The 18,968-nt window shown below is 71.2% G+C and carries 18 protein-coding genes; 5 read left to right on the forward strand and 13 right to left on the reverse strand.

All coding sequences use genetic code 11. From position 1 onward, the window contains the following. Nucleotides 1–3: 3 nt before the first annotated feature. From QE401_RS08910 to QE401_RS08935, 6 genes are read right to left on the reverse strand one after another with little or no spacing between them, the layout of a single operon-like run. Nucleotides 4–1,260, reverse strand: coding sequence for a Zn-dependent hydrolase (locus QE401_RS08910; protein WP_307137865.1), 1,257 nt, complete (start codon nucleotides 1,258–1,260; stop codon nucleotides 4–6). Further along, complete coding sequence (locus QE401_RS08915; RefSeq protein WP_307137866.1) at nucleotides 1,257–2,546, reverse strand: ArgE/DapE family deacylase; 1,290 nt, start codon at nucleotides 2,544–2,546, stop codon at nucleotides 1,257–1,259. Before QE401_RS08915 ends, QE401_RS08910 begins: the two co-directional genes overlap by 4 nt. Before the next feature lie 10 nt (nucleotides 2,547–2,556). Further along, nucleotides 2,557–4,170 (reverse strand): ABC transporter ATP-binding protein, encoded by a 1,614-nt coding sequence (locus QE401_RS08920; RefSeq protein ID WP_307137867.1) that lies wholly within the window; start codon nucleotides 4,168–4,170, stop codon nucleotides 2,557–2,559. After that, nucleotides 4,167–5,012 carry an ABC transporter permease gene (locus tag QE401_RS08925; protein ID WP_307137868.1) on the reverse strand — a complete coding sequence of 282 codons (846 nt, stop codon included), beginning with the start codon at nucleotides 5,010–5,012 and terminating at the stop codon, nucleotides 4,167–4,169. Before QE401_RS08925 ends, QE401_RS08920 begins: the two co-directional genes overlap by 4 nt. After that, nucleotides 5,009–5,995 carry an ABC transporter permease gene (locus QE401_RS08930; protein WP_307137869.1) on the reverse strand — a complete coding sequence of 329 codons (987 nt, stop codon included), beginning with the start codon at nucleotides 5,993–5,995 and terminating at the stop codon, nucleotides 5,009–5,011. Before QE401_RS08930 ends, QE401_RS08925 begins: the two co-directional genes overlap by 4 nt. Before the next feature lie 9 nt (nucleotides 5,996–6,004). Continuing rightward, entirely contained in the window at nucleotides 6,005–7,537 is a 1,533-nt protein-coding gene (locus QE401_RS08935) for an ABC transporter substrate-binding protein (protein WP_307137870.1), read from the reverse strand. Nucleotides 7,538–7,681: 144 nt separating this feature from the next. Here QE401_RS08935 and QE401_RS08940 point away from each other — a divergent pair, with 144 nt between their 5' ends. Together QE401_RS08940 and QE401_RS08945 are read left to right on the forward strand one after the other, a co-directional pair. Then, nucleotides 7,682–8,713, forward strand: a complete 1,032-nt coding sequence (locus QE401_RS08940; RefSeq protein ID WP_307137871.1) for a histone deacetylase family protein — start codon at nucleotides 7,682–7,684, stop codon at nucleotides 8,711–8,713. Between the two features lie 53 nt (nucleotides 8,714–8,766). Next, complete coding sequence (locus QE401_RS08945) at nucleotides 8,767–10,296, forward strand: YifB family Mg chelatase-like AAA ATPase (RefSeq protein ID WP_307137872.1); 1,530 nt, start codon at nucleotides 8,767–8,769, stop codon at nucleotides 10,294–10,296. Here QE401_RS08945 and QE401_RS08950 read toward each other — a convergent pair. Both QE401_RS08950 and QE401_RS08955 read right to left on the reverse strand, forming a co-directional pair. Further along, entirely contained in the window at nucleotides 10,283–10,684 is a 402-nt protein-coding gene (locus QE401_RS08950) for a hypothetical protein (RefSeq protein WP_307137873.1), read from the reverse strand. The genes QE401_RS08945 and QE401_RS08950 overlap by 14 nt on opposite strands. After that, nucleotides 10,624–10,923, reverse strand: a complete 300-nt coding sequence (locus QE401_RS08955) for a hypothetical protein (protein WP_307137874.1) — start codon at nucleotides 10,921–10,923, stop codon at nucleotides 10,624–10,626. Before QE401_RS08955 ends, QE401_RS08950 begins: the two co-directional genes overlap by 61 nt. A 140-nt stretch (nucleotides 10,924–11,063) precedes the next feature. Here QE401_RS08955 and QE401_RS08960 point away from each other — a divergent pair, with 140 nt between their 5' ends. Further along, nucleotides 11,064–11,372 carry a hypothetical protein gene (locus QE401_RS08960; protein WP_307137875.1) on the forward strand — a complete coding sequence of 103 codons (309 nt, stop codon included), beginning with the start codon at nucleotides 11,064–11,066 and terminating at the stop codon, nucleotides 11,370–11,372. 129 nt (nucleotides 11,373–11,501) lie between these two features. On the opposite strand, the gene QE401_RS08965 is transcribed toward QE401_RS08960, so the two are convergent. Further along, nucleotides 11,502–11,819 (reverse strand): hypothetical protein, encoded by a 318-nt coding sequence (locus QE401_RS08965; protein WP_307137876.1) that lies wholly within the window; start codon nucleotides 11,817–11,819, stop codon nucleotides 11,502–11,504. Between the two features lie 8 nt (nucleotides 11,820–11,827). Continuing rightward, nucleotides 11,828–13,921, reverse strand: coding sequence for an elongation factor G (gene fusA / locus QE401_RS08970; RefSeq protein ID WP_373461429.1), 2,094 nt, complete (start codon nucleotides 13,919–13,921; stop codon nucleotides 11,828–11,830). 424 nt (nucleotides 13,922–14,345) lie between these two features. Between fusA and QE401_RS08975 the strand changes: the two genes are divergently transcribed. Continuing rightward, the gene (locus QE401_RS08975; RefSeq protein WP_307137878.1) at nucleotides 14,346–15,668 is read left to right on the forward strand and encodes a DUF1800 domain-containing protein; all 1,323 of its coding nucleotides are present in this window, start codon (nucleotides 14,346–14,348) and stop codon (nucleotides 15,666–15,668) included. Continuing rightward, nucleotides 15,665–16,876, forward strand: coding sequence for a DUF1501 domain-containing protein (locus QE401_RS08980; RefSeq protein WP_307137879.1), 1,212 nt, complete (start codon nucleotides 15,665–15,667; stop codon nucleotides 16,874–16,876). Before QE401_RS08975 ends, QE401_RS08980 begins: the two co-directional genes overlap by 4 nt. A 93-nt stretch (nucleotides 16,877–16,969) precedes the next feature. Here the strand turns inward: QE401_RS08980 and dksA are convergent, their stop codons facing one another. The 3 genes from dksA to QE401_RS08995 all read right to left on the reverse strand — a co-directional run bounded on the left by dksA (nucleotide 16,970) and on the right by QE401_RS08995 (nucleotide 18,938). Next, on the reverse strand, nucleotides 16,970–17,383 hold the full coding sequence (gene dksA, locus QE401_RS08985; RefSeq protein WP_307140206.1) for an RNA polymerase-binding protein DksA: 414 nt from the start codon (nucleotides 17,381–17,383) through the stop codon (nucleotides 16,970–16,972). Between the two features lie 205 nt (nucleotides 17,384–17,588). Next, the gene (locus tag QE401_RS08990) at nucleotides 17,589–17,876 is read right to left on the reverse strand and encodes a hypothetical protein (RefSeq protein ID WP_307137880.1); all 288 of its coding nucleotides are present in this window, start codon (nucleotides 17,874–17,876) and stop codon (nucleotides 17,589–17,591) included. Nucleotides 17,877–17,987: 111 nt separating this feature from the next. Beyond that, nucleotides 17,988–18,938 (reverse strand): beta-ketoacyl-ACP synthase III, encoded by a 951-nt coding sequence (locus QE401_RS08995; RefSeq protein ID WP_307137881.1) that lies wholly within the window; start codon nucleotides 18,936–18,938, stop codon nucleotides 17,988–17,990. Between the last annotated feature and the right edge of the window lie 30 nt (nucleotides 18,939–18,968).

Here is an 18,968-nt window from a genome sequence, read left to right on the forward strand (position 1 = left end):
CTCTCACTCTCCTCCCGTGGCGCGGCCGGCGGTGGCCAGCACCGCATCGGCCAGCACCACCAGCCCGGCCTCGGCCCATTCGGGCGTGATGGCCTCGGCCTCGTTGTGGCTGATGCCCCCTTCGCAGGGGACGAAGATCATCGCCGTCGGCAGGCGGCGGGCGACATAGACAGCGTCGTGGCCGATGCCGGTCGGCATCTCCTGGAACTCCAGGCCACGGCCGCGCGCGGCCTGGCGCAGCGCCTCGACCAGGGTCGGGTCGAAGGGGGTCAGCGGGAATTCCCAGAAGGGCTCGACGCGGATGGAAAGTCCCCGCTTCGCCGCCAGCGCCGCCGCGCGCTGTTCCAGGGCGCGGCCCATGGCGGCCAGGGCGTCAGGGTCGCCATGGCGGAAATCGACGCTGAACCAGACCCGGCTGGGCACGACGTTGCGACTGTCGGGCGTGACCAGCAGCCGGCCCACCGTGCCGCGGCCATCGCCGCCGGCGGAGAGCGCGATCTCCTCCACCGCCTGCACCAGCATGGCGGCGCCGACCATGGCGTCGCGCCGCGGGCCCATGGCGCCGCCGGCGTGGAAATCCTCGCCCTCGACGGTGACGTCGAGCCAGAGCTGGCCGAGGGCGCGGTCCACCACGCCCACCGGGATGCCGGCCTGCTCCAGCAGCGGCCCCTGCTCGATATGCAGCTCGAAATAGGCGCCGAGGGATTGCAGGGCGGCGGGGTCGGCCTCGCCCTGCCAGCCGATGCGGCGCAGCTCCTCGCCGAAGACGGCGCCGGCGGGGTCGGTCTTGGCCAGCACCTCTTCCTCGGTGAAGAGGCCCATGGCAACGCCGCTGCCCATCATGGGCGGCGAGAAGCGGGCGCCTTCCTCATTGGTCCAGTTGATCAGGACCACCGGCGCCTCGGTCTCGATGCCGGATTCATGCAAAGCGCGCAGCACCTCGAGCCCGGCCAGCACACCCAGCACGCCGTCGAATTTTCCGCCCGTCGGCTGGGTGTCGAGATGGCTGCCCATGGCGATGGCGGGTCTGGAAGGATCCCTGCCCTCGCGCCTGATCACCATGTTGCCGACGCGGTCGGTGGTGACGCGGCAGCCGATCGCCTCGGCCCAGGATTGCAGCAGGGCGCGGCCCTCGCCATCGAGCTCGGTCAGGGTCTGGCGGTTGCAGCCGCCCTTCGCCGTGCCGCCGATGCGCGCCATCCGCATCAGGCTGTCCCACAGCCTGGCGCCGGAGACCGGAAGATTGCTGGGGACGCTCATGCCTTCTCCACCCCGCACCATTCGGCCATGGTCAGCGCGATGGTGCGCGTGGTGGCGTGGAAGCTCTCCAGCCCGACGCTCTCGTCGATGCCATGGATGGAATCGGCGTCCGGGCCGAAGCAGGCGACGCGCGTGCTCTGGTACAGCTCGAAGAAACGCCCATCGGTGAGGCCGGAGGCCGGGTAGTCGCGCAGCTCGCGGCCATTCGCCTCGGCGAAATGGCGCTGCACCATGCGCACAATCTCCGATTCCTTGTCGAAGAGGCAGGGATCGGCCATGAAGCCGGCGAATTCCAGCGCGACCTTGGTGCCGCGCAGCCGCTCATCGGCGGCGGCCTCGGCCACCAGGCGCTCGATATCGGCCTTCACCGCCTTGGCCGTGTTGCCGACCATGATGCCGACGCGCAGCCCGATCTTGGCGCGGGTCGGCACCGAGCTGTTCCACTCGCCGCCCTGCACCGTGCCGAAATTGACATTCACCGGGTGGTTCACGCCGAAGAAGGCGGAGTGGATGTTCTCCGCCCGGTTCATCTCCGCCTCATAGGCCTTGAAGCGCTGGGAGATGACATAGGCCGCCTCGATGGCGTTCACGCCCGCCTGCATGTCGCGCACATGCACCGGCCGGCCGGTCACCGTCACCCAGGCCCAGATCACGCCGACCTCGGCGGTGTAGAGCCCCTCCACGCCCGGGCCGGGCTCGGGGATGATGACGGCGTCGCATTTCGGCAGGGCCAGCATGCAGGCCAGCGCGCCATTGCCGGTGCATTCCTCCTCGATCACCGACTGGAACTGCACCTCGGCCGCCGGCTGCAGCCCGGCCAGCTGCAGCGCGCGGAAGGCCATGACATTGGAGATGTCGCCCGCCTTCATGTCGCCGGCGCCACGGCCATACATGCGGCCATCGCGGATCGAGGGCTCATAGGGCGGCGTCGCCCAGATCTCGGCCGCGCCCTCGGGCACCACATCGACATGGCCCTGCAGCACCAGGCTGCGGCCCTTCCGCTCGCGCGGGCTGTGGACGGCGACGACATTGTCGCGCCCCTCATAGGAGATCAGCGGCGGCGAGAAGCCGGGATGCGAGGCCAGCTGCTCCGGCACCGTCGGCACGCGGCGCGGGGCGAGGCCGAGCGCGGCATAGTTCTGCGCCATCTCCTCCAGCGCCGAGGCCTCGTTGCCGAGCGTCGAGGGGCAGCGCACCAGGCGCTCCAGCGCCGCCACGGACTCGCCCTCCAGCGCCGTCACGGCGTCGAGGATGGCGCGGCGCACACCGGGATCGAGAGCGGGCATGGAGCTTCCTTCAGGCGGATTCGGACAGAGCGGGAGGAGTCCACTCCCGTCCGGGGATGCTGTCCAGCAGGGCCCGGGTGTATTCGTGCTTCGGCGCGCCAAACACCTGCGAAGTCGGGCCCTGCTCGACGATGGCGCCGCGCCGCATAACCGCTATGCGATCACAGATCTGCGCCGCCACCCGCAGATCATGGGTGATGAACAGCATGGTCAGGCCGAGGCGCTGGCGGATCTCGGCCAGCAGTTCCAGAACCTGCGCCTGCACCGAGACGTCGAGCGCCGAGACCGGCTCATCGGCGATCAGCAGCTCCGGCTGCATGGCGAGCGCGCGGGCCAGGCCGATGCGCTGGCGCTGGCCGCCGCTGAATTCATGCGGGTAGCGCTCCATCGCCGAGGGGTCGAGCCGCACCAGGCGCAGCAGTTCGCGCGCCCGCTCGCGCGCCTCGGCCAGCGGCACGCCATGGGTGACCGGGCCTTCGGTGATCGCATCCCCCACCTTGCGGCGCGGGTTCAGCGAGGCGTAGGGGTCCTGGAACACCATCTGGATGCGCCGGCGATAGGGCAGCCAGCCCTGGCGCGAGAGCGGTCGCAGATCCTTGCCGTGGAACAGGATCTCTCCCTGTTCCGGTTCGACGAGACGCACCACGCAGCGGGCGAGCGTGGATTTGCCGGAGCCGCTTTCGCCGACCAGCCCCAGCGTCTCGCCCTTGTTCAGGGTGAAATCGGCGTCGTGCACCGCCTTGACGGTCGCGCGCGCGCCGAACCAGCCGCCGCGCTGATAGGTCTTGGTGACACCCTGCAGCGACAGCACCGGCGCCGGTCGGATCGCCGCGCGTTCGGGCGGCGCGCCATGCGGCACGGCGGCGATCAGCGCCCGGGTATAGGGGTGCTGCGGCCGGTTCAGGATCTCGGCCGCCGGCCCCTGCTCGACGATGCGGCCGCGCTGCATCACGGCCACGCGGTCGGCGATCTCCGCCACCACGCCGAAATCATGGGTGATGAACATCACCCCCATGCCCTTGCGCGACTGGATCTCGCGGATCAGCCGCAGGATCTGCATCTGCGTGGTGACGTCGAGCGCGGTGGTCGGCTCATCGGCGATCAGCAGCGCGGGTTCAAGGGCCAGCGCCATGGCGATCATCACGCGCTGGCGCTGGCCGCCGGAGAGGCGGAAGGGATGCATGCGCGCGATCGCCGCCGGGTCGGGCAGATTCACCGCGGCCAGCAGCTCCGGCACACGCGCCTTCGCCTCGCTGCCCTTGCCATGCACCTGGAGCGCCTCGGCGATCTGGTCGCCCACCTTCATCAGCGGGTTCAGCGCCGTCATCGGCTCCTGGAACACCATGGCCATGCGGCGGCCGCGGCGGGAGCGCAGCGCCTCGGCCGAGAGGCCGAGAATGTCCTCGCCCTCGAAACTGATGCGTCCCTGCTTCACCGGCAGGCCCTTGGGCAGCAGCCCCATCACCGTGTTGGCGGTGATCGACTTGCCGGAGCCGCTTTCGCCGACGACGCACAGAATCTCGCCCGCATCGAGATGCAGCGAGAGATCCTCGACGGCATGCGGCCGGTCGGCGCCCGGCGGCAGCGCCACCGTGAGGGAATCGACGGTCAGCAGACGGGTCATGGCTTGCCCCCGCGGTTGCGCGCCAGGCGCGGGTTCAGCGCATCCGACAGCCCCTCGCCCACCAGGTTCAGCGACAGCACGGTGAGGAAGATGGCGATGCCCGGAAACACGCTCATCCACCAGGCGATGCGGATGACGCTGCGGCCGGAGCCGATCAGGAAGCCCCAGGACATGGTGTTAGGATCGCCAAGGCCGAGGAAGGAGAGCGCGCTTTCCAGCAGGATGGCCGAGGCCACCATCAGCGAGGAGAGCACGACGATCGGCGACAGGGCGTTGGGCAGAATGTCGCCGATGACGATCGACAGCCGCGACTTGCCCAGCACCTCGGAGGCCTGGACGAATTCGCGCGAGCGCAGCGACAGGAACTCCGCCCGCACCACCCGCGCCACCGGCGGCCAGGAGACGATGGCGATGGCGAAGACGATGGAGGCCAGCGTCGGGGTGAAGATGGCCACGATCAGGATCGCCAGCACGAAGCTCGGGATGGTCTGGAAGAATTCGGTGAAGCGCATCACCAGATCATCGGCCAGGCCGCCGAGATAGCCGGCGATGGCGCCGAGGCTGACGCCGATGGCCAGCGCCGCGACCGTCGAGACAGCGCCCACCAGAAGAGAAACCCGCGCGCCATGCGCGATGCCGGCGGCGAGGTCGCGGCCCAGGCTGTCGGTGCCGAGCAGCATGCCCATCTCGCCCGGCGGGGCGAAGGGCATGCCCGCCATGTCCCAAGGATTGCCGGGGAAGAGCAGCGGGGCGGTGGCGGCGAGGGCCAGCACCAGCGCCAGGATGACGAGCCCCAGCACGGCGCCGCGGTTGCGCCGGTAGTTGCGCCAGAATTCCCTCATCGGGCGACCTCCACGCGCGGATCGACGATGGCGTAAAGGAGATCCGTGATCAGGTTGAACAGCACCACCATGACGCTGGTGCAGAAGAACACCCCCATCAGCACCTGGTAGTCGCGCGCCAGCAGCGCCTCGAAGGCCAGCCTGCCGATGCCCGGCCAGGCGAAGACCGTCTCCACCAGGATCGAGCCGCCGATCAGCTGCCCAGCCTGGATGCCGGCGAAGGTGATCACCGGCAGCAGCGCGTTGCGCAGGATGTGGCGGCGCAGGATGCGCCCTTCCGGCACGCCCTTGGCGCGTGCCGTCTTGACGAAATCCTGGTCGGCCACCTCCAGCATGGTGGCGCGCGACAGCCGCGCATAGACCGCGACATAGAACAGGCCGAGCGTCAGCCCCGGCAGCACCAGATGCTTCGCCACATCCAGCACCGCGGCGACGCCATGCAGCTCGACGCCCACGGACGCCATGCCGAAGGAGGGCAGCCATTCCAGCGCCACGCTGAACAGCAGCACCAGCATCAGCCCCACCCAGAACAGCGGCGTGGCGTAGAAGGTGAGCGCCAGGATGGTGATGATGGTGTCGCCCCAGCCGCCGACGCGCCGCGCCGCCAGCGCCCCCATGGCGACGCCGGCGGTGATGGCGAGGAGGAAGGCCGCACCGGTCAGCAGCAGCGTCGCCGGCAGCCGGTCCCAGAGCAGCGTCGCGACCGCGACCTGCTGGCGGTGGCTGAAGCCGAGATCGAGCGTCAGCACGCCTTTCAGATAGAGCCAGAGCTGCACATAAAGCGGCTGGTCCAGCCCGAACTGCGCCCGCAGCTGCTCCAGGAAGCGGGCATCGGCCGCGCCCGACTGCCCGGCGATGATGCTCGCCGGGTCGCCGGGGGCGGCGTGGATCAGGAAGAAGTTGCAGACGACGATCGCCAGGATGACGATCGCCGCCTTCACCAAACGGCCCAGCAGGAAGCCGGGCAGCCGCGACAGCTCCATGCCCCTGGATCAGGCCAGGAACACGTCGTCGAAGCTGGCATGCACCCCGGCGCCGGAGGTGATGACGTTGTGCAGCTTCTTGTCATGGATGGTGGGGAAGGACATCTCCATCAGCCAGACCAGCGGCACCTCCTGCACCAGCAGCTTCTGCACGGCGCTGAACGCCTCCTGCCGCTGCTTCGGGTCGGCGGCGTCGCGCCCCTGGGTGAACAGCTCGTCCACCCGCGGATTGGCGTAGCCGGAGACGTTGGAGAACAGGATCTTCTTGATGTTGGTCGAGACATAGCTGCGCTCGACGCCGAGCGTCGGGTCGCCATACTGGTAGAGATAGTTGATGGTGGTGTCGAATTCCCAGTTGGCGGTGCGCTGCGCCCAGCTGCCGACATCGACGCTTTCCAGCTGCAGGTCGACGCCCACCTGCCGCAGCGACTGCTTCAGGAATTCGCCGAGGCGGGTGAAGACCTCGCCATAGGGCAGGCTGAGATGCTTGATCGAGAAGCGCACGCCCTGCGCGTTCGGCCGCAGCCCGGCCTCGTCCAGCAGCTTCCTGGCGGCGTCCAGATTGTAGGCCGGCATGCGCGCGCTGGCATCGTAGAAGCGCGTGGCGCTGGAGATCGGCCCGGTCGCCGGCTTGCCGATGCCGAACCACAGGCGCTGGGCGATGAAGTCGCGATTGATCGCATGCGCCAGCGCCTGGCGCACGCGCACATCGTCGAGCGGCTTCACCCGGTGGTTGAGCTCCACCCACATCAGCGGGCCGAAATATTCCCAGCCCGTGGTCTGCACCTCGAGATTCGGGCGGGCGCGCATCTGCGGGATGTCGAAGGGCTCGATGTCGTTCGACTGGGTCAGCTGCACCTGGCCCGATTCCAGCGCCAGGCGGCGGCTCTGGCTGTCGGGCACGACGCGGTAGATGATGGCGTCCAGATAGGGCTGGCCCGGCTTCCAGTAATCCTCGAAGCGCTCCAGCCGGATGAAATTGCCGCGCTGCCATTCGACGAATTTGAACGGCCCGGTGCCGACGGGGCGCGAGACCGCCGGCGCCTGCCGGTAATCCTGCCCGTCGAACAGGTGCTTCGGCACGATGGCCGAGACGGTGACGTCGAACATCAGCAGGAAGGGCTCGAAGGGCGCGGAGAGCACGAACTTCGCCGTGTGCGGGTCCACCGCCACGCCCTCCTTGATGCGGGCGAAGACACCGCGCGCGCGGGGCGAGACCTCCATGTGGAACTTCATGATGGAGAAGACGACGTCCTCGGCCGTCATCGGCCGCCCGTCATGGAACTTCACGTTCTCCTGCAGGCGGAAGGTGTATTCCAGCCCGTCGGGGCTGATCTCCCAGCTCTTCGCCAGCTCGGGCATCGGGTTCAGCTTCGCGTCGTAGCGCAGCAGGCCCTGGAAGATCTTGCCGCCGACGATCAGTGTCGGCGCCTGGTTGTTGACGCCGACATGCAGCACCGGCGGCTCGGGATTGACGATGGTGGTCAGCGTGCCGCCGCGCTTCGGCTGGATGCCCTGCGCCAGCGCGTCGTCCACGCGCATGAGCAAGGGGGTAGCGGCCGCTGCAGCCAGCAGGCTGCGACGTGAAACACCCATTTTCGTCTCCGATGAAACTTCCCTGGAACGAACGCTAGACCTGCCCCGGCCGGATCGACAAGAGCGCCCGTCGCGCCTAGCCTTTTTCCCATGCGAGCCTTTGCCCATCCCGACCAGTCGCGGCACGCGCCGCAATTCTTCCTCCAGCGCGGCCAGGTGCGCCCGCATTTCGAGGTGCCGGCGCGCGCCGAGGCGCTGCTCGGCGCGCTGCGGGCGATGCGCCTGAGCGTCGAGGCGCCGGCGACCGTGGCGCCCGAGGCGCTGCACGCCGTGCATGATGCCGGCTATGTCCGCTTCCTGTCCGAGGCGGCGGCCGAATGGGCGAAGCTGCCGGAGAAGGGGCCGGAGGTGGTGGCCAACATGCACCCCTCGCCCGAGATGCTGGCCCAGGGCGCGACGCTGCCCAGCGCCATGGTCGGCCGCACCGGCTGGTACACCGCCGACACCGCCTGCCCGATCGGGCCGGGCAGCTGGGAATCGATCCTGGGCGCGGCGAGCTGCGCGCTGGCGGCGGCGGATGCCGCGGCCGAGGGCGGCTCGGCCTATGCGCTGGCGCGCCCGCCCGGCCACCACGCCTATGCCGCCCGCGCCGGCGGGCATTGCTATGTCAACAACAGCGCCCTGGCCGTCGAGCGGCTGCGCCAGAAGGGCGCGTCGCGAATCGCCGTCATCGACATCGACGCGCATCACGGCAACGGCACCCAGGGCATCTTCTGGGAGCGCGGCGATGTGCTCACCATCTCCGTGCATGGCGACCCGGCGGGCTACTACCCCTGGTATGTCGGCTATGCCGGCGAGACCGGGGCGGGCGCCGGCGAAGGCGCCAATCTGAACCTGCCGCTGCCGCAGGGCACCGCGGATTCCGCCTGGCTGGAGGCGGTGTCGCAGGCCGCCGCCCGCGCCCGGGCCTTCGGCGCCGAGGCGCTGGTGGTGCCGCTCGGCTTCGATGCCTCGGACCAGGAGCCGCTGAGCTTCCTGAAGGTCACCGCCGACGGCTTCGCCCGCGCCGCCGGGCATCTCTCGGCGCTCGGCCTGCCCACGGTGATCGTGCAGGAGGGCGGCTACAACACCGAGGTGATCGGCACGCTGCTGCAGCGCTTCATCGAAGCCTGGGGCCGCTGAGCGTCTCGCCTTCCGGTTGAAGGGAGGGTCGTGGAACGATACGGTTTCGTTCCATGACCATTGCCCGCCTCGCCAGCTTCGCCTTTGCCGGGGTCGATGCCCTGGCGGTCGAGATCCAGGTGCAGATCGCCAGCGGCCTGCCGGCCTTCACCCTGGTCGGCCTGCCCGACAAGGCGGTGGCCGAGAGCCGGGAGCGGGTGCGGGCGGCGCTGAACGGGCTCGGCCTGTCGCTGCCGCCGAAGCGCATTCTGGTCAATCTGGCGCCGGCCGGGCTGCAGAAGGAAGGGCCGCATTTCGACCTGCCCATCGCCCTCGCCCTGCTGGCCGCCATGGACATCGTGCCGCGCGACGAGCTGGCGCAGCTGGCGGCGCTGGGCGAGCTGGCGCTGGACGGCGCCATCGGGCCCGTGGCCGGCATCCTGCCGGCGGCGCTGGCGGCGGCGAATCGCGGCCTCGGCCTGATCTGCCCGGCCGCCCAGGGGGCGGAGGCGCTCTGGGCCGGGCGGCTGGAGGTGGTGGCGGCGGAGAGCCTGCAGCAGCTGATCGCGCATCTGACGGGGCGGCAGATCCTCTCCGCTCCGGCGCCGGCGGCGCCGGAGCGGGCGGCGATGGACAGCCAGGGCCCCTGCCTGTCCGACATCCGCGGCCAGGAAAGCGCCAAGCGGGCGCTGGAGATCGCCGCGGCCGGGCAGCACAATTTGCTGCTGGTGGGGCCGCCGGGCGCCGGCAAGTCGATGCTGGCGCAGCGCCTGCCCTCCCTGCTGCCGGAGCTGACGCCGCAGGAGGCGCTGGAGCTGAGCCTGGTGCGCAGCGTCGCCGGGCTGATCGAGGGCGGGCGCATCTCCGCCCGTCCGCCCTTCCGGGAGCCGCATCATTCGGCCAGCCAGGCGGCGCTGGTGGGTGGCGGCAGCCGCGCCCGGCCGGGCGAGATCAGCCTGGCGCATCACGGCGTGCTGTTCCTGGACGAGCTGCCGGAATTCGCCCGCCCGGCGCTGGAGGCGCTGCGCCAGCCGCTGGAATCCGGGCAATGCGTGGTCAGCCGCGCCGCGGCGCATGTCACCTATCCGGCGCGCATCCAGCTGGTGGCGGCGATGAATCCCTGCCGCTGCGGCCATCTCGGCGACAACAGCCGCGAATGCGGCCAGGCGCCGCGCTGCGGCGAGGCCTATCAGGCGCGGCTTTCCGGCCCGCTGCTGGACCGTATCGACATGACCATCGGCATGGCCCCGGTGCGCCCGGCGGAGCTGGCCCGGGCGCCGCGCGGCGAGGCCTCGGCGGAGGTGGCGGCGCGCATCCGCGCGGTGCGGGATTTCCAGAGCCGCCGCGCCGGCGGGGCAAGGCGGCGCAATGCCGATCTGCCGCTGGAAGCGCTGCTGGCCGACACGGCGCCGGAGGCGCTGTCGCTGGCCGAGCGCGCCGCCGGGCAGCTCGGCCTGTCCAACCGCGCCTTCACCCGTTGCCTGCGCGTGGCGCGCAGCATCGCCGATCTGGCGGCATCGGAGGGGATCGGCCGCCCTCATGTGGCGGAGGCGCTGACCTATCGCCAGCGCGGCCTGCAGGAGCGGGCGGTCAGCCCCGGCTGAAACTGTCCGGCCGGCGGAGATGGACACGGTGGCGCAGGCGCTGGCTGCGCCATTGCAGCCAGGGGGCGACCGCCAGCAGCGGCAGGGTGAGCAGCACGAACAGGCCAAGCCCCGCCCCCACCACCCGCCCGCCAAAGGCGTAGCCGAGGGCGGCGGCCGACATGCTCAGCCCATTGCTGCCGGTGCCCAGCAGCCACCACAGCCGCGCCTGCTGGCGCAGCCGGTCCTGCCGCCCATCCTCCAGGCTTTCCGCCGTGTAGGCACGGCCATCCTCCCCGACCTCGTAGAGCCGCCGGGGGTCGAGGGGGAAGAGAGGCGCTGGCCGCGTCAGCGCCGCATCGTGGTGGCGAAGCCGCGCAGCCCGGTGCCGCTGCGGCGGGCGCGCCACCACAGGCTGCCAAAGGCCACCAGACCGGCCACCAGCGCCACCGGCAGGGCCAGGGCGAAGAAGGCGACCGCAATGCCGGCCACGACGATGCCGGCGGCGACGATGGCCACCAGCGCGGCGACCCCGCCCAGCCGCATCAGCACGCGGTCCAGCCAGCTGGCCTTGCGCGGCGCGGGGTCGCGGAATTCGCCTTCCGGCGTCATGTCCAGAACAGGGCGGTCATAAGATCGCGGGTCCATGCAGGGCAATGTTGTCCCGTTCGCCGCGCGATTCAAGGGTGAACATCCTGTCATCTTTTGCGCCCTCGCTCCGGCCGGCGTGAAGCGGCGCCGCGCGATTCCGCCGCGCGGCGCCGGGCGCGGCATGGTAAAGCCGGCGCATGGCGCGCCCTGCCCTTCCCCTGCTGCTGCTCGGCCTGACGCTGGCCGGGATGGCGGCCCCTGCCCTGGCCGAGCCGCCGCGCCGGCCCAGCGCCGCGCAGCTGGAGGCGATCCGCCGCTGGCTCTGCCCGAATGGCGGCTCGCCGGTGAAGGGCGCGCCGGGCCGCTGCGACCGCGGCATCGACCGCACCCCCTGGGATCGCGACCTGGCGCCGGCGGCGCGCAACGCGACCACCGCCTGCCCCGAGGGCACGCGGCCGGTGCTGGCGCGCGGGCATCGCGACATCATCCGCTGCCTGCCGGTCTGAACCGCGCCGTCTCGGGGCTGGGCTTTTTCCGGGTGCCTGGCGGCCCCTGCGCCGCGCCGGCCCCGGGCCGGCCCCCTTGGGGCTGAATGGCCGCGGCGCCGCACCGAGGCCGGGCCGGCGGAGCCAGCCCTAGCGGGCCAGCAGCGCCGCCTCGGCCCGGCGCACCGCCTGCAGCGGCAGGGCGGCGCGGCCCACCACCTGGTCGCGCACCACCACCAGCCAGCGATTCTCCGCGACACTCGGGCGCAGCTCGACCACCCGCGCCTCCTCGTCCAGCGCGACGGCGTGGCGTAGATGCCAGCGGAACCAGACCGGCCCCCGAACGCGAACGACGCGGGCGATGGGATCGCCCGCGTCGTCACAACCCACCCATTCCAGCGCCCGCTGCGGATCCGCCGCACCGGGGCCGGGGTCTTCGATGCGGCCGCGCTGCCAGCGGAGCCGCATCGTCTGCCTCAGGCGCTCTTCGCCATGATCTCGTCCGCGACGTTGCGCGGCACCGGATCATAGTGGTGGAACTGCATGGAGAAGGACGCACGGCCCTTCGTCATGCCACGCAGGTTGGAGATGTAGCCGAACATCTCCTTCAGCGGCACATGGGCGCGGACGATGACCGAGGTGCCGGCCATGTCCTGGCTCTGGATGATGCCGCGGCGGCGGTTCAGGTCGCCCACGACGTCACCGACATGGTCCTGCGGCGTGGTCACCTCGACATCCATGATCGGCTCGAGGATCACCGGGCCGGCCTTCTTCATGCCCTCGCGGAAGCAGGCCTTGGCGGCGATCTCGAAGGCGAGGGCCGAGGAGTCGACGTCGTGGTACTTGCCGTCCGTCAGGGTGTACTTGAAGTCCACCGTCGGGAAGCCGGCCAGCACGCCGGTGTCGGCCTGGACCTTGATGCCCTTCTCGACCGCCGGGATGTATTCCTTCGGCACCGTGCCGCCGACCACGGCGTTGACGAACTCGATGCCCTCGTTCCGCTCCTTCGGCTCGAAGGTGATCTTCACCTCGGCGAACTGGCCCGAGCCACCCGACTGCTTCTTGTGGGTGTAGGTCTCGGTGTGCGGCTTGGTGATCGTCTCGCGATAGGCCACCTGCGGCGCGCCGATATTGGCGTCGACGCCGTATTCGCGCTTCAGGCGGTCGATGATGATCTCGAGATGCAGCTCGCCCATGCCGGACAGGATGGTCTGGCCGGTCTCCTGGTCGGTCTTCAGGCGCAGCGAGGGATCCTCGCCGGCCAGCTTCTGCAGGCCGAGCGTCATCTTCTCGACGCCGTCCTTGGTCTTCGGCTCGACCGAGATGTCGATGACCGGCACCGGGAAGGCCATGCGCTCCAGCACCACCGGGTCGGCGGGGTCGGCCAGGGTGTCACCCGTCAGGGTGTCCTTCAGGCCCACGATCGCCACGATGTCGCCGGCGTAGACTTCCTTCACTTCCTCACGCTTGTCGGCATGCATCTGGAACATGCGGCCGATGCGTTCCTTGTTGCCCTTGGCGGTGTTCAGGACGGTGTCGCCCTGGCGCACCACGCCGGCGTAGACGCGGATGAAGGTCAGGTTGCCGTACTTGTCGTTGATCATCTTGAAGGCGAGCGCCGAGAAGGGCGCGGTCTCGCTCACCTCGATGATGCGGCGCGGGGTGTCCTCGTCCTGGCCTTCCTCGGGGGCGACCATGATGCCCTCGACCTCGACCGGGCTCGGCAGATAGTCGCACACCGCGTCCAGCAGGGGCTGCACGCCCTTGTTCTTGAAGGAGGAGCCGCAGACCACCGGGCGGAAGGCGCCGGAGATCGTGCCCTTCTTGATGCACTTCTTCAGGGTCTCGACCGAGACGTCGCCCTTGTCGAAATACTCTTCCATCGCCGCGTCATCCACCGACAGCGCGGTGTCGAGCAGCAGCTGGCGGTACTCGGCGGCCTTGTCCTTCAGGTCGTCGGGGATCGGCGCCTCATGGTACTTGGCGCCCAGCTCGTCGCCTTCCCAGATCAGCGACTTCATCTCGACCAGGTCGACGATGCCCTTCAGGCTGTCCTCGATGCCGATCGGCAGCTGCAGGGCGACCCAGGTGATGCCGAGCTTCTCGGTCAGCGTGGCCGCGGCGCGATAGAAATCGGCGCCGGTGCGGTCCAGCTTGTTGATGTAGATGATGCGCGGCACGTTGTAGCGGTCGGCCAGGCGCCAGTTGGTCTCGGACTGCGGCTGCACGCCGGCCACGCCCTCGATCACGAACACCGCGCCGTCGAGCACGCGCAGCGAGCGGTTCACCTCGATGTTGAAATCGATGTGGCCCGGGGTGTCGATGACGTTGATCCGGTGGCCCTTCCACTCGGCGGTCACGGCGGCGGAGGTGATCGTGATGCCACGCTCACGCTCCTGCTCCATGTAGTCCGTCGTGGTGTTGCCCTCGTGGACCTCACCGATCTTGTGGGACTTGCCGGTGTAATACAGGATCCGCTCGGTCGTCGTCGTCTTGCCGGCGTCGATATGCGCCGTGATGCCGATATTGCGGATCTTCTCGAGCGGGGTGCGCGCCACGGGGGCCTCCATACGCGTCGCGGCAGAGGCCGCGCGAACAAATGTTGTGCGGCAGCCGCCGCCCTGACCAATATCACGCGGACGAGCCGCGCGGGAACCAGAACCGGGGGCCAGGCGCGGCTAGGCGTCGGCACCCTCGGCAGAAGCCGGTTCCGTCCCCCGCCCCTTGCTGCGCTCGGGCGGCGGCGTCCAGGGGAAGCCCCTGTTCCGCCGCTGCCGACAGGCCGAACGGTGTCCCGGAACCGACGGGGCGGCCAATGCCCGGAGCAGCCCGCGGGCCCTCAGGGGCGATTCACCGCACCCACCGTCGGGCCGGCAGATGCACCGGATCGGCCGCCATTGCAAGCGGTAAGAACGCAACGAGCCCGCTTCACACCCGCTCAAGGTCACCCTTTGTTGCAGAGCAGCGGGCGCCGCGGTGCTAGATATGGGGGCCATGGACACGCGCAGCATCCACGCCGCGATCCGCTTCGGCCTCGGCGCCCGCCCGGACCAGCCCCTGCCGTCCGACCCGCGCGCCGCCCTGCTGGCGGAGCTGCGGCAGCCCGACACACCGCCGCCGCCCCCGGAAGGCTGGGACCATCCGCCGACCCTGTCGGAGGTCATGGCCGTCTGGGAGGAGGAGGACCGCATGGGCCGCGAGGCGGTGCTGGCGGCCGGCCAGAACGCGCCGCGCGCCAAGCTCTACCGGGCCGAGAACCAGGCGCAGGCCGAGCACGCCCTGACCACCTCCGCCAGCTTCCGCGAGAGGCTGGTGCTCTTCTGGGCCAACCACTTCACGGTCAGCCGCCGCACCGCGGGGGTTTTCGCCCTGACCGGGGAGTATCTGCGCAGCGCCATCCGTCCGCATGTCAATGGCAGGCTCGAGGACATGGTGCTGGCGGCGGAGCGGCACCCGGCCATGCTGCTGTACCTGAACCAGAACAGCTCGATCGGCCCGAACAGCCCGAGCGGCCAGCGCAGCCGGCGCGGCCTGAACGAGAACCTGGCGCGCGAGATCCTGGAGCTGCACACCGTGTCGCCGGCCGCCGGCTACAGCCAGCGCGACGTCACCCAGTTCGCCCTGCTGCTGACCGGCCTCTCCCTGCTGCGGCGGGGCGAGCGGGCCGGCACCGTCTTTGCGGCCAGCCGGCACGAGCCGGGCGAGAAGCGCATCCTCGGCCAGCGCTTTGGCGAGGGCGAGGCGGAAATCGAGCGCGCGCTGCGTTTCCTGGCCGGCCATGAGGCGACACACCGGCATGTGGCCGAGAAGCTGGTGCGGCATTTCGTCGCGGATGATCCGCCGCCCGCCGCGGTGCGTCGTGTCTTCTCCGCGCTGCGGGACAGCCGCGGCGATCTCGGCGTGGCGACCGCCGCCCTCATCGAGGCGCCGGAGGCCTGGGACAGGCCGCTGACCAAGATCCGCTCGCCGCAGGACTTCACCTATGCCGCCCTGCGCGGCCTGGGCGCCGAGGCGCGGCACGCCAACCTCGCCATCTCGGTCTGCGGCGCGCTGGGCCAGCCCTACTGGACCGCGCCGGCGCCGAAGGGCTGGCCGGACCGCGCCGAGGACTGGGTCTCGCCCGAGATGCTGCTGCAGCGCATGGAGCGGGCGCATGACATGGCCGGCCGCTTCAGCCGCCAGGACCCGGCGCAGCTGGCCGAGGTGGCGCTCGGCCCGCTGGCCCGGCCGCAGACGCTGGACGCGGTGCGCCGCGCCGGCTCGCTGCGCGACGGCCTCACCCTTCTCCTGGCCAGCCCGGAGTTCCAGCGCCGATGACCCTGCTCCGCCCCCATCAGCCGAGGATCGGCCGGCGCGGCCTGCTGCTCGGTCTCACCGCCATGGCCGCCCTCGGCCAGGCCCGCCTCGCCATGGCCAGCCCCGCCGGCACGGCCGGGCGCGGCGAGGCGCGGCTCGTCGTCGTGCTGCTGCGCGGCGCGCTCGACGGCCTCGCCGTGGTGCAGCCCTATGGCGATGCCGAGCTGCGCGAGCTGCGCGGCCCGCTGCTGCTGCCGGAACCCGGCCAGGAGGGCGGGCTGCTCGACCTTGGCGGCTTCTTCGGCCTGCACCCCTCGATGGACAAGGTGCATGCCATGTACCGGGCCAATGAGGCGATGGTGCTGCATGCCGTGGCGGGTCCGTACCGCACCCGCAGCCATTTCGACGCGCAGGACATGCTGGAGAGCGGCGCCGAATCCCGCCTCTCCTCCGGCTGGCTGAACCGCGCCCTGCAGGCCATGCCGGCCGATCCGGCCGAGGGCGCGCGGGCCGGGCTGGCGCTGGGCTTCGACCTGCCGCTGCTGATGCGCGGGCCGCGCCCGGTCAGCATCTACACACCGCAGCGCGGCGAATCCCCGCCCGCCGAGCTCTATGCGCGGCTGGCCGACCTGGCGCATGAGGACCCGCTGCTGGGACCGGCGGTGCAGGAGGGGCTGCGCGCCCGCGGCTATGCCAGCGGCGTGCTGGACCAGGATCGCGGCCGCAGCGCCTTCCCTGTGCTGGCCGCCGCGGCCGGCCGCCTGCTGGCGGAGCCCGACGGGCCGCGGGTCGCCGCCCTCGAGCTGGGCGGGTGGGACACGCATTCCTCCCAGCCTGGCCGGCTGAAGAACCAGCTCGGCCAGCTGGATGACGGGCTGGAGGCGCTGCGCAGCGCCTCGGGTCCGGCCTGGCGCCACACCGCGGTGCTGGTGATGACCGAGTTCGGCCGCACGGTGCGGGTCAATGGCAATAGCGGCACCGATCACGGCACGGGCGGCGCGGCGCTGCTGCTGGGCGGCGCCGTCGCCGGCGGGAAGGTGGTGGCCGACTGGCCCGGGCTCGGCCGTGGCAAGCTGTTCGAGGATCGCGACCTGCAGCCCAGCATGGATCTGCGCGAACTGGCCAAGGGGCTGCTGCGCGACCATCTGCGCCTGCCCGAGGCGGCGCTGGCCGCCGCCTTCCCGGACAGCGCCGGCGTGGCGCCGAAGCGCGGCCTGCTGCGCGGCTGAGGGCCGCGCCGGCCACCGGCCACGAAAAAGCCCGGCGCCGCATCCGCGGGCCGGGCTGTTCCAGGGCCGGGCGCGGCGCCGCCGCGTCACCGCTCAATCGTCGCGGTGCACCCGCTCCATGCGCTCATGCCGCTCCTGCGCCTCGATCGACAGGGTGGCGATGGGCCGTGCCTCGAGCCGGCGCAGCCCGATCGGCTCGCCCGTCTCCTCGCAATAGCCATAGGTGCCGTTCTCGATCCGGTCCAGCGCCTGGTCGATCTTGGAGATCAGCTTGCGGGCGCGGTCGCGGGTGCGCAGCTCCAGCGCCCGGTCGGTCTCGACGCTGGCGCGGTCGGTCATGTCCGCCTCGGCGATGCCGCCCTCGCTCAGGCTGGCCAGGGTGTCGCCGGCCTCGCGCAACAGGTCCTGTCGCCAGCGCAGCAATTTCTGGCGGAAATACTCCTGCTGCAGGGGGTTCATGAACTCTTCGGAGTCAGAAGGCCGGTAGTCTGGCGGCACCGTGATCAGCATTGTGGTTCGATCCCCCGACCGAAGGGAGGCCGGTTCCGGTTCCGGTCCCCCAGGGCGGCCGGACCATACAGGCGGCAGGGGTGCCAAGCCAAGAGGCAGCTCGGACGCGCTTCGCATGAAATTTCCATGCCGGTCCGGTTTCTGCCCGGCGGATGCGCAGCCTGCCCGCGCCGCGGGCGCCGGAACGGCCGCGGCGACGGTCTCAGCGCGTCAGCAGCCAGGCGATGACGGCGATGGGCAGCAGGATCAGCAGCGCCGCCTTGGCCAGGCTGGCCCAGTCGGAGCGGTCGCCCTCCCCCTCCTCCGGCTTGAAGGCCGGACGCTGCGGCTTGCGCCACTCCGCCTCGGCCGCCGGGGCGGTGTCCTCGCGCGGGCGGGGCTCACCGGCGGCGCCCGCCTCCGGCGCAATGCCGGCGGCCTGCGGCGCCAGGCCGGGTGCGGGCCCGGTCGCGGCCGGATCGGGGGCGGTGCGGTCGCGCGGTTCGGCCATCATCCTCTCCTGAAGCCAGCCCGGTGCGGGCGCGGCGGCGTCCGGAGAGAAGATGGCATGCGGCGCGCCGCCTGCAAGCAGCGGCAGCGCGGCCGTGTCAGCAGCGGGCGGTCAGAAACGCGCCAGGGCGGCGCCCCAGGTCAGCCCGCCGCCGATGCCCTCCATCAGCACCAGATCGCCGCGGGCGATGCGGCCATCCCGCGTCGCCTCGGCCAGCGCCAGCGGGATCGAGGCGGCGGAGGTGTTGGCATGGCGGTCCACTGCCACCACCACCCGCTCCGGCGGCAGGCCGAGCTTGCGGCCCATGGCGTCGATGATGCGCTGATTGGCCTGGTGCGGCACCAGCCAGGCGACGTCGGATTTGGCCAGGCCATTGGCCGCCAGCGCCTCATCCACCACCGAAGCCAGCTTGGACACGGCGTGGCGGAACACCTCGCGCCCGGCCATGCGCAGCAGCCCGCCCTCGACCTGCAGGATGTCGCCATGCCGGCCATCGGCATGCAGGTGGCAGGACAGCACGCCGCGCCCGGCCTCATCCTCCTGCGCCGCGCGCAGCACCACGGCGCCGGCCCCGTCGCCGAACAGCACGCAGGTGCCGCGATCGGTCCAGTCCAGGATGCTCGAGAACAGCTCGGCGCCGATCACCAGCATGCAGCGCGCCTGGCCGGCGCGGATCATCGCATCGGCGACGGACAGGGCATAGACGAAGCCGGTGCAGGCGGCGGCGAGGTCGAAGGCGAAGCCCTGGCTGATGCCGAGCAGCGCCTGCACCCGCACGGCGGTGGAGGGAAACACCGAATCCGGCGTGGCGGTGGCGACGATGATGCCGTCCACGGCGCTCGCCTCGATGCCCGCCTGCTCCAGCGCGGCGCGCGCGGCGGCGGCGCCCATGTCGCTGGCCTTCTCGCCCGGCGCCGCCAGGTGGCGCTGGCGGATGCCGGTGCGCTCGCGGATCCAGGCATCGGAGGTGTCGAGGCCGTGGCGCGCGGCCAGGCTGTCATTGTCGAGCACCAGCTCGGGCAGGTAGCCGCCGGTGCCGGCGATCAGGGCGCGAGGAATCATGCGGCGTGCTTCCCAATCCCGGGCCGGACC

This window comes from Pseudoroseomonas cervicalis (genome assembly GCF_030818485.1).
Taxonomy (GTDB): Bacteria; Pseudomonadota; Alphaproteobacteria; order Acetobacterales; family Acetobacteraceae; genus Pseudoroseomonas; species Pseudoroseomonas cervicalis_A.

Excerpts from the sequence above, each read along its gene's own strand:
- QE401_RS08990 (WP_307137880.1), bottom strand. The coding sequence starts at position 17,876 with ATGGCCGAACCGCGCGACCGCACCGCCCCCGATCCGGCCGCGACCGGG.
- QE401_RS08960 (WP_307137875.1), top strand. The coding sequence starts at position 11,064 with ATGGCGCGCCCTGCCCTTCCCCTGCTGCTGCTCGGCCTGACGCTGGCC.
- QE401_RS08935 (WP_307137870.1), bottom strand. The coding sequence starts at position 7,537 with ATGCGCGTGGACGACGCGCTGGCGCAGGGCATCCAGCCGAAGCGCGGC.
- QE401_RS08955 (WP_307137874.1), bottom strand. The coding sequence starts at position 10,923 with ATGGACCCGCGATCTTATGACCGCCCTGTTCTGGACATGACGCCGGAA.
- QE401_RS08940 (WP_307137871.1), top strand. The coding sequence starts at position 7,682 with ATGCGAGCCTTTGCCCATCCCGACCAGTCGCGGCACGCGCCGCAATTC.
- QE401_RS08975 (WP_307137878.1), top strand. The coding sequence starts at position 14,346 with ATGGACACGCGCAGCATCCACGCCGCGATCCGCTTCGGCCTCGGCGCC.
- QE401_RS08945 (WP_307137872.1), top strand. The coding sequence starts at position 8,767 with ATGACCATTGCCCGCCTCGCCAGCTTCGCCTTTGCCGGGGTCGATGCC.
- QE401_RS08920 (WP_307137867.1), bottom strand. The coding sequence starts at position 4,170 with ATGACCCGTCTGCTGACCGTCGATTCCCTCACGGTGGCGCTGCCGCCG.
- QE401_RS08995 (WP_307137881.1), bottom strand. The coding sequence starts at position 18,938 with ATGATTCCTCGCGCCCTGATCGCCGGCACCGGCGGCTACCTGCCCGAG.
- QE401_RS08980 (WP_307137879.1), top strand. The coding sequence starts at position 15,665 with ATGACCCTGCTCCGCCCCCATCAGCCGAGGATCGGCCGGCGCGGCCTG.
- fusA (WP_373461429.1), bottom strand. The coding sequence starts at position 13,921 with ATGGAGGCCCCCGTGGCGCGCACCCCGCTCGAGAAGATCCGCAATATC.
- QE401_RS08925 (WP_307137868.1), bottom strand. The coding sequence starts at position 5,012 with ATGAGGGAATTCTGGCGCAACTACCGGCGCAACCGCGGCGCCGTGCTG.
- QE401_RS08930 (WP_307137869.1), bottom strand. The coding sequence starts at position 5,995 with ATGGAGCTGTCGCGGCTGCCCGGCTTCCTGCTGGGCCGTTTGGTGAAG.
- QE401_RS08915 (WP_307137866.1), bottom strand. The coding sequence starts at position 2,546 with ATGCCCGCTCTCGATCCCGGTGTGCGCCGCGCCATCCTCGACGCCGTG.
- QE401_RS08910 (WP_307137865.1), bottom strand. The coding sequence starts at position 1,260 with ATGAGCGTCCCCAGCAATCTTCCGGTCTCCGGCGCCAGGCTGTGGGAC.
- QE401_RS08965 (WP_307137876.1), bottom strand. The coding sequence starts at position 11,819 with ATGCGGCTCCGCTGGCAGCGCGGCCGCATCGAAGACCCCGGCCCCGGT.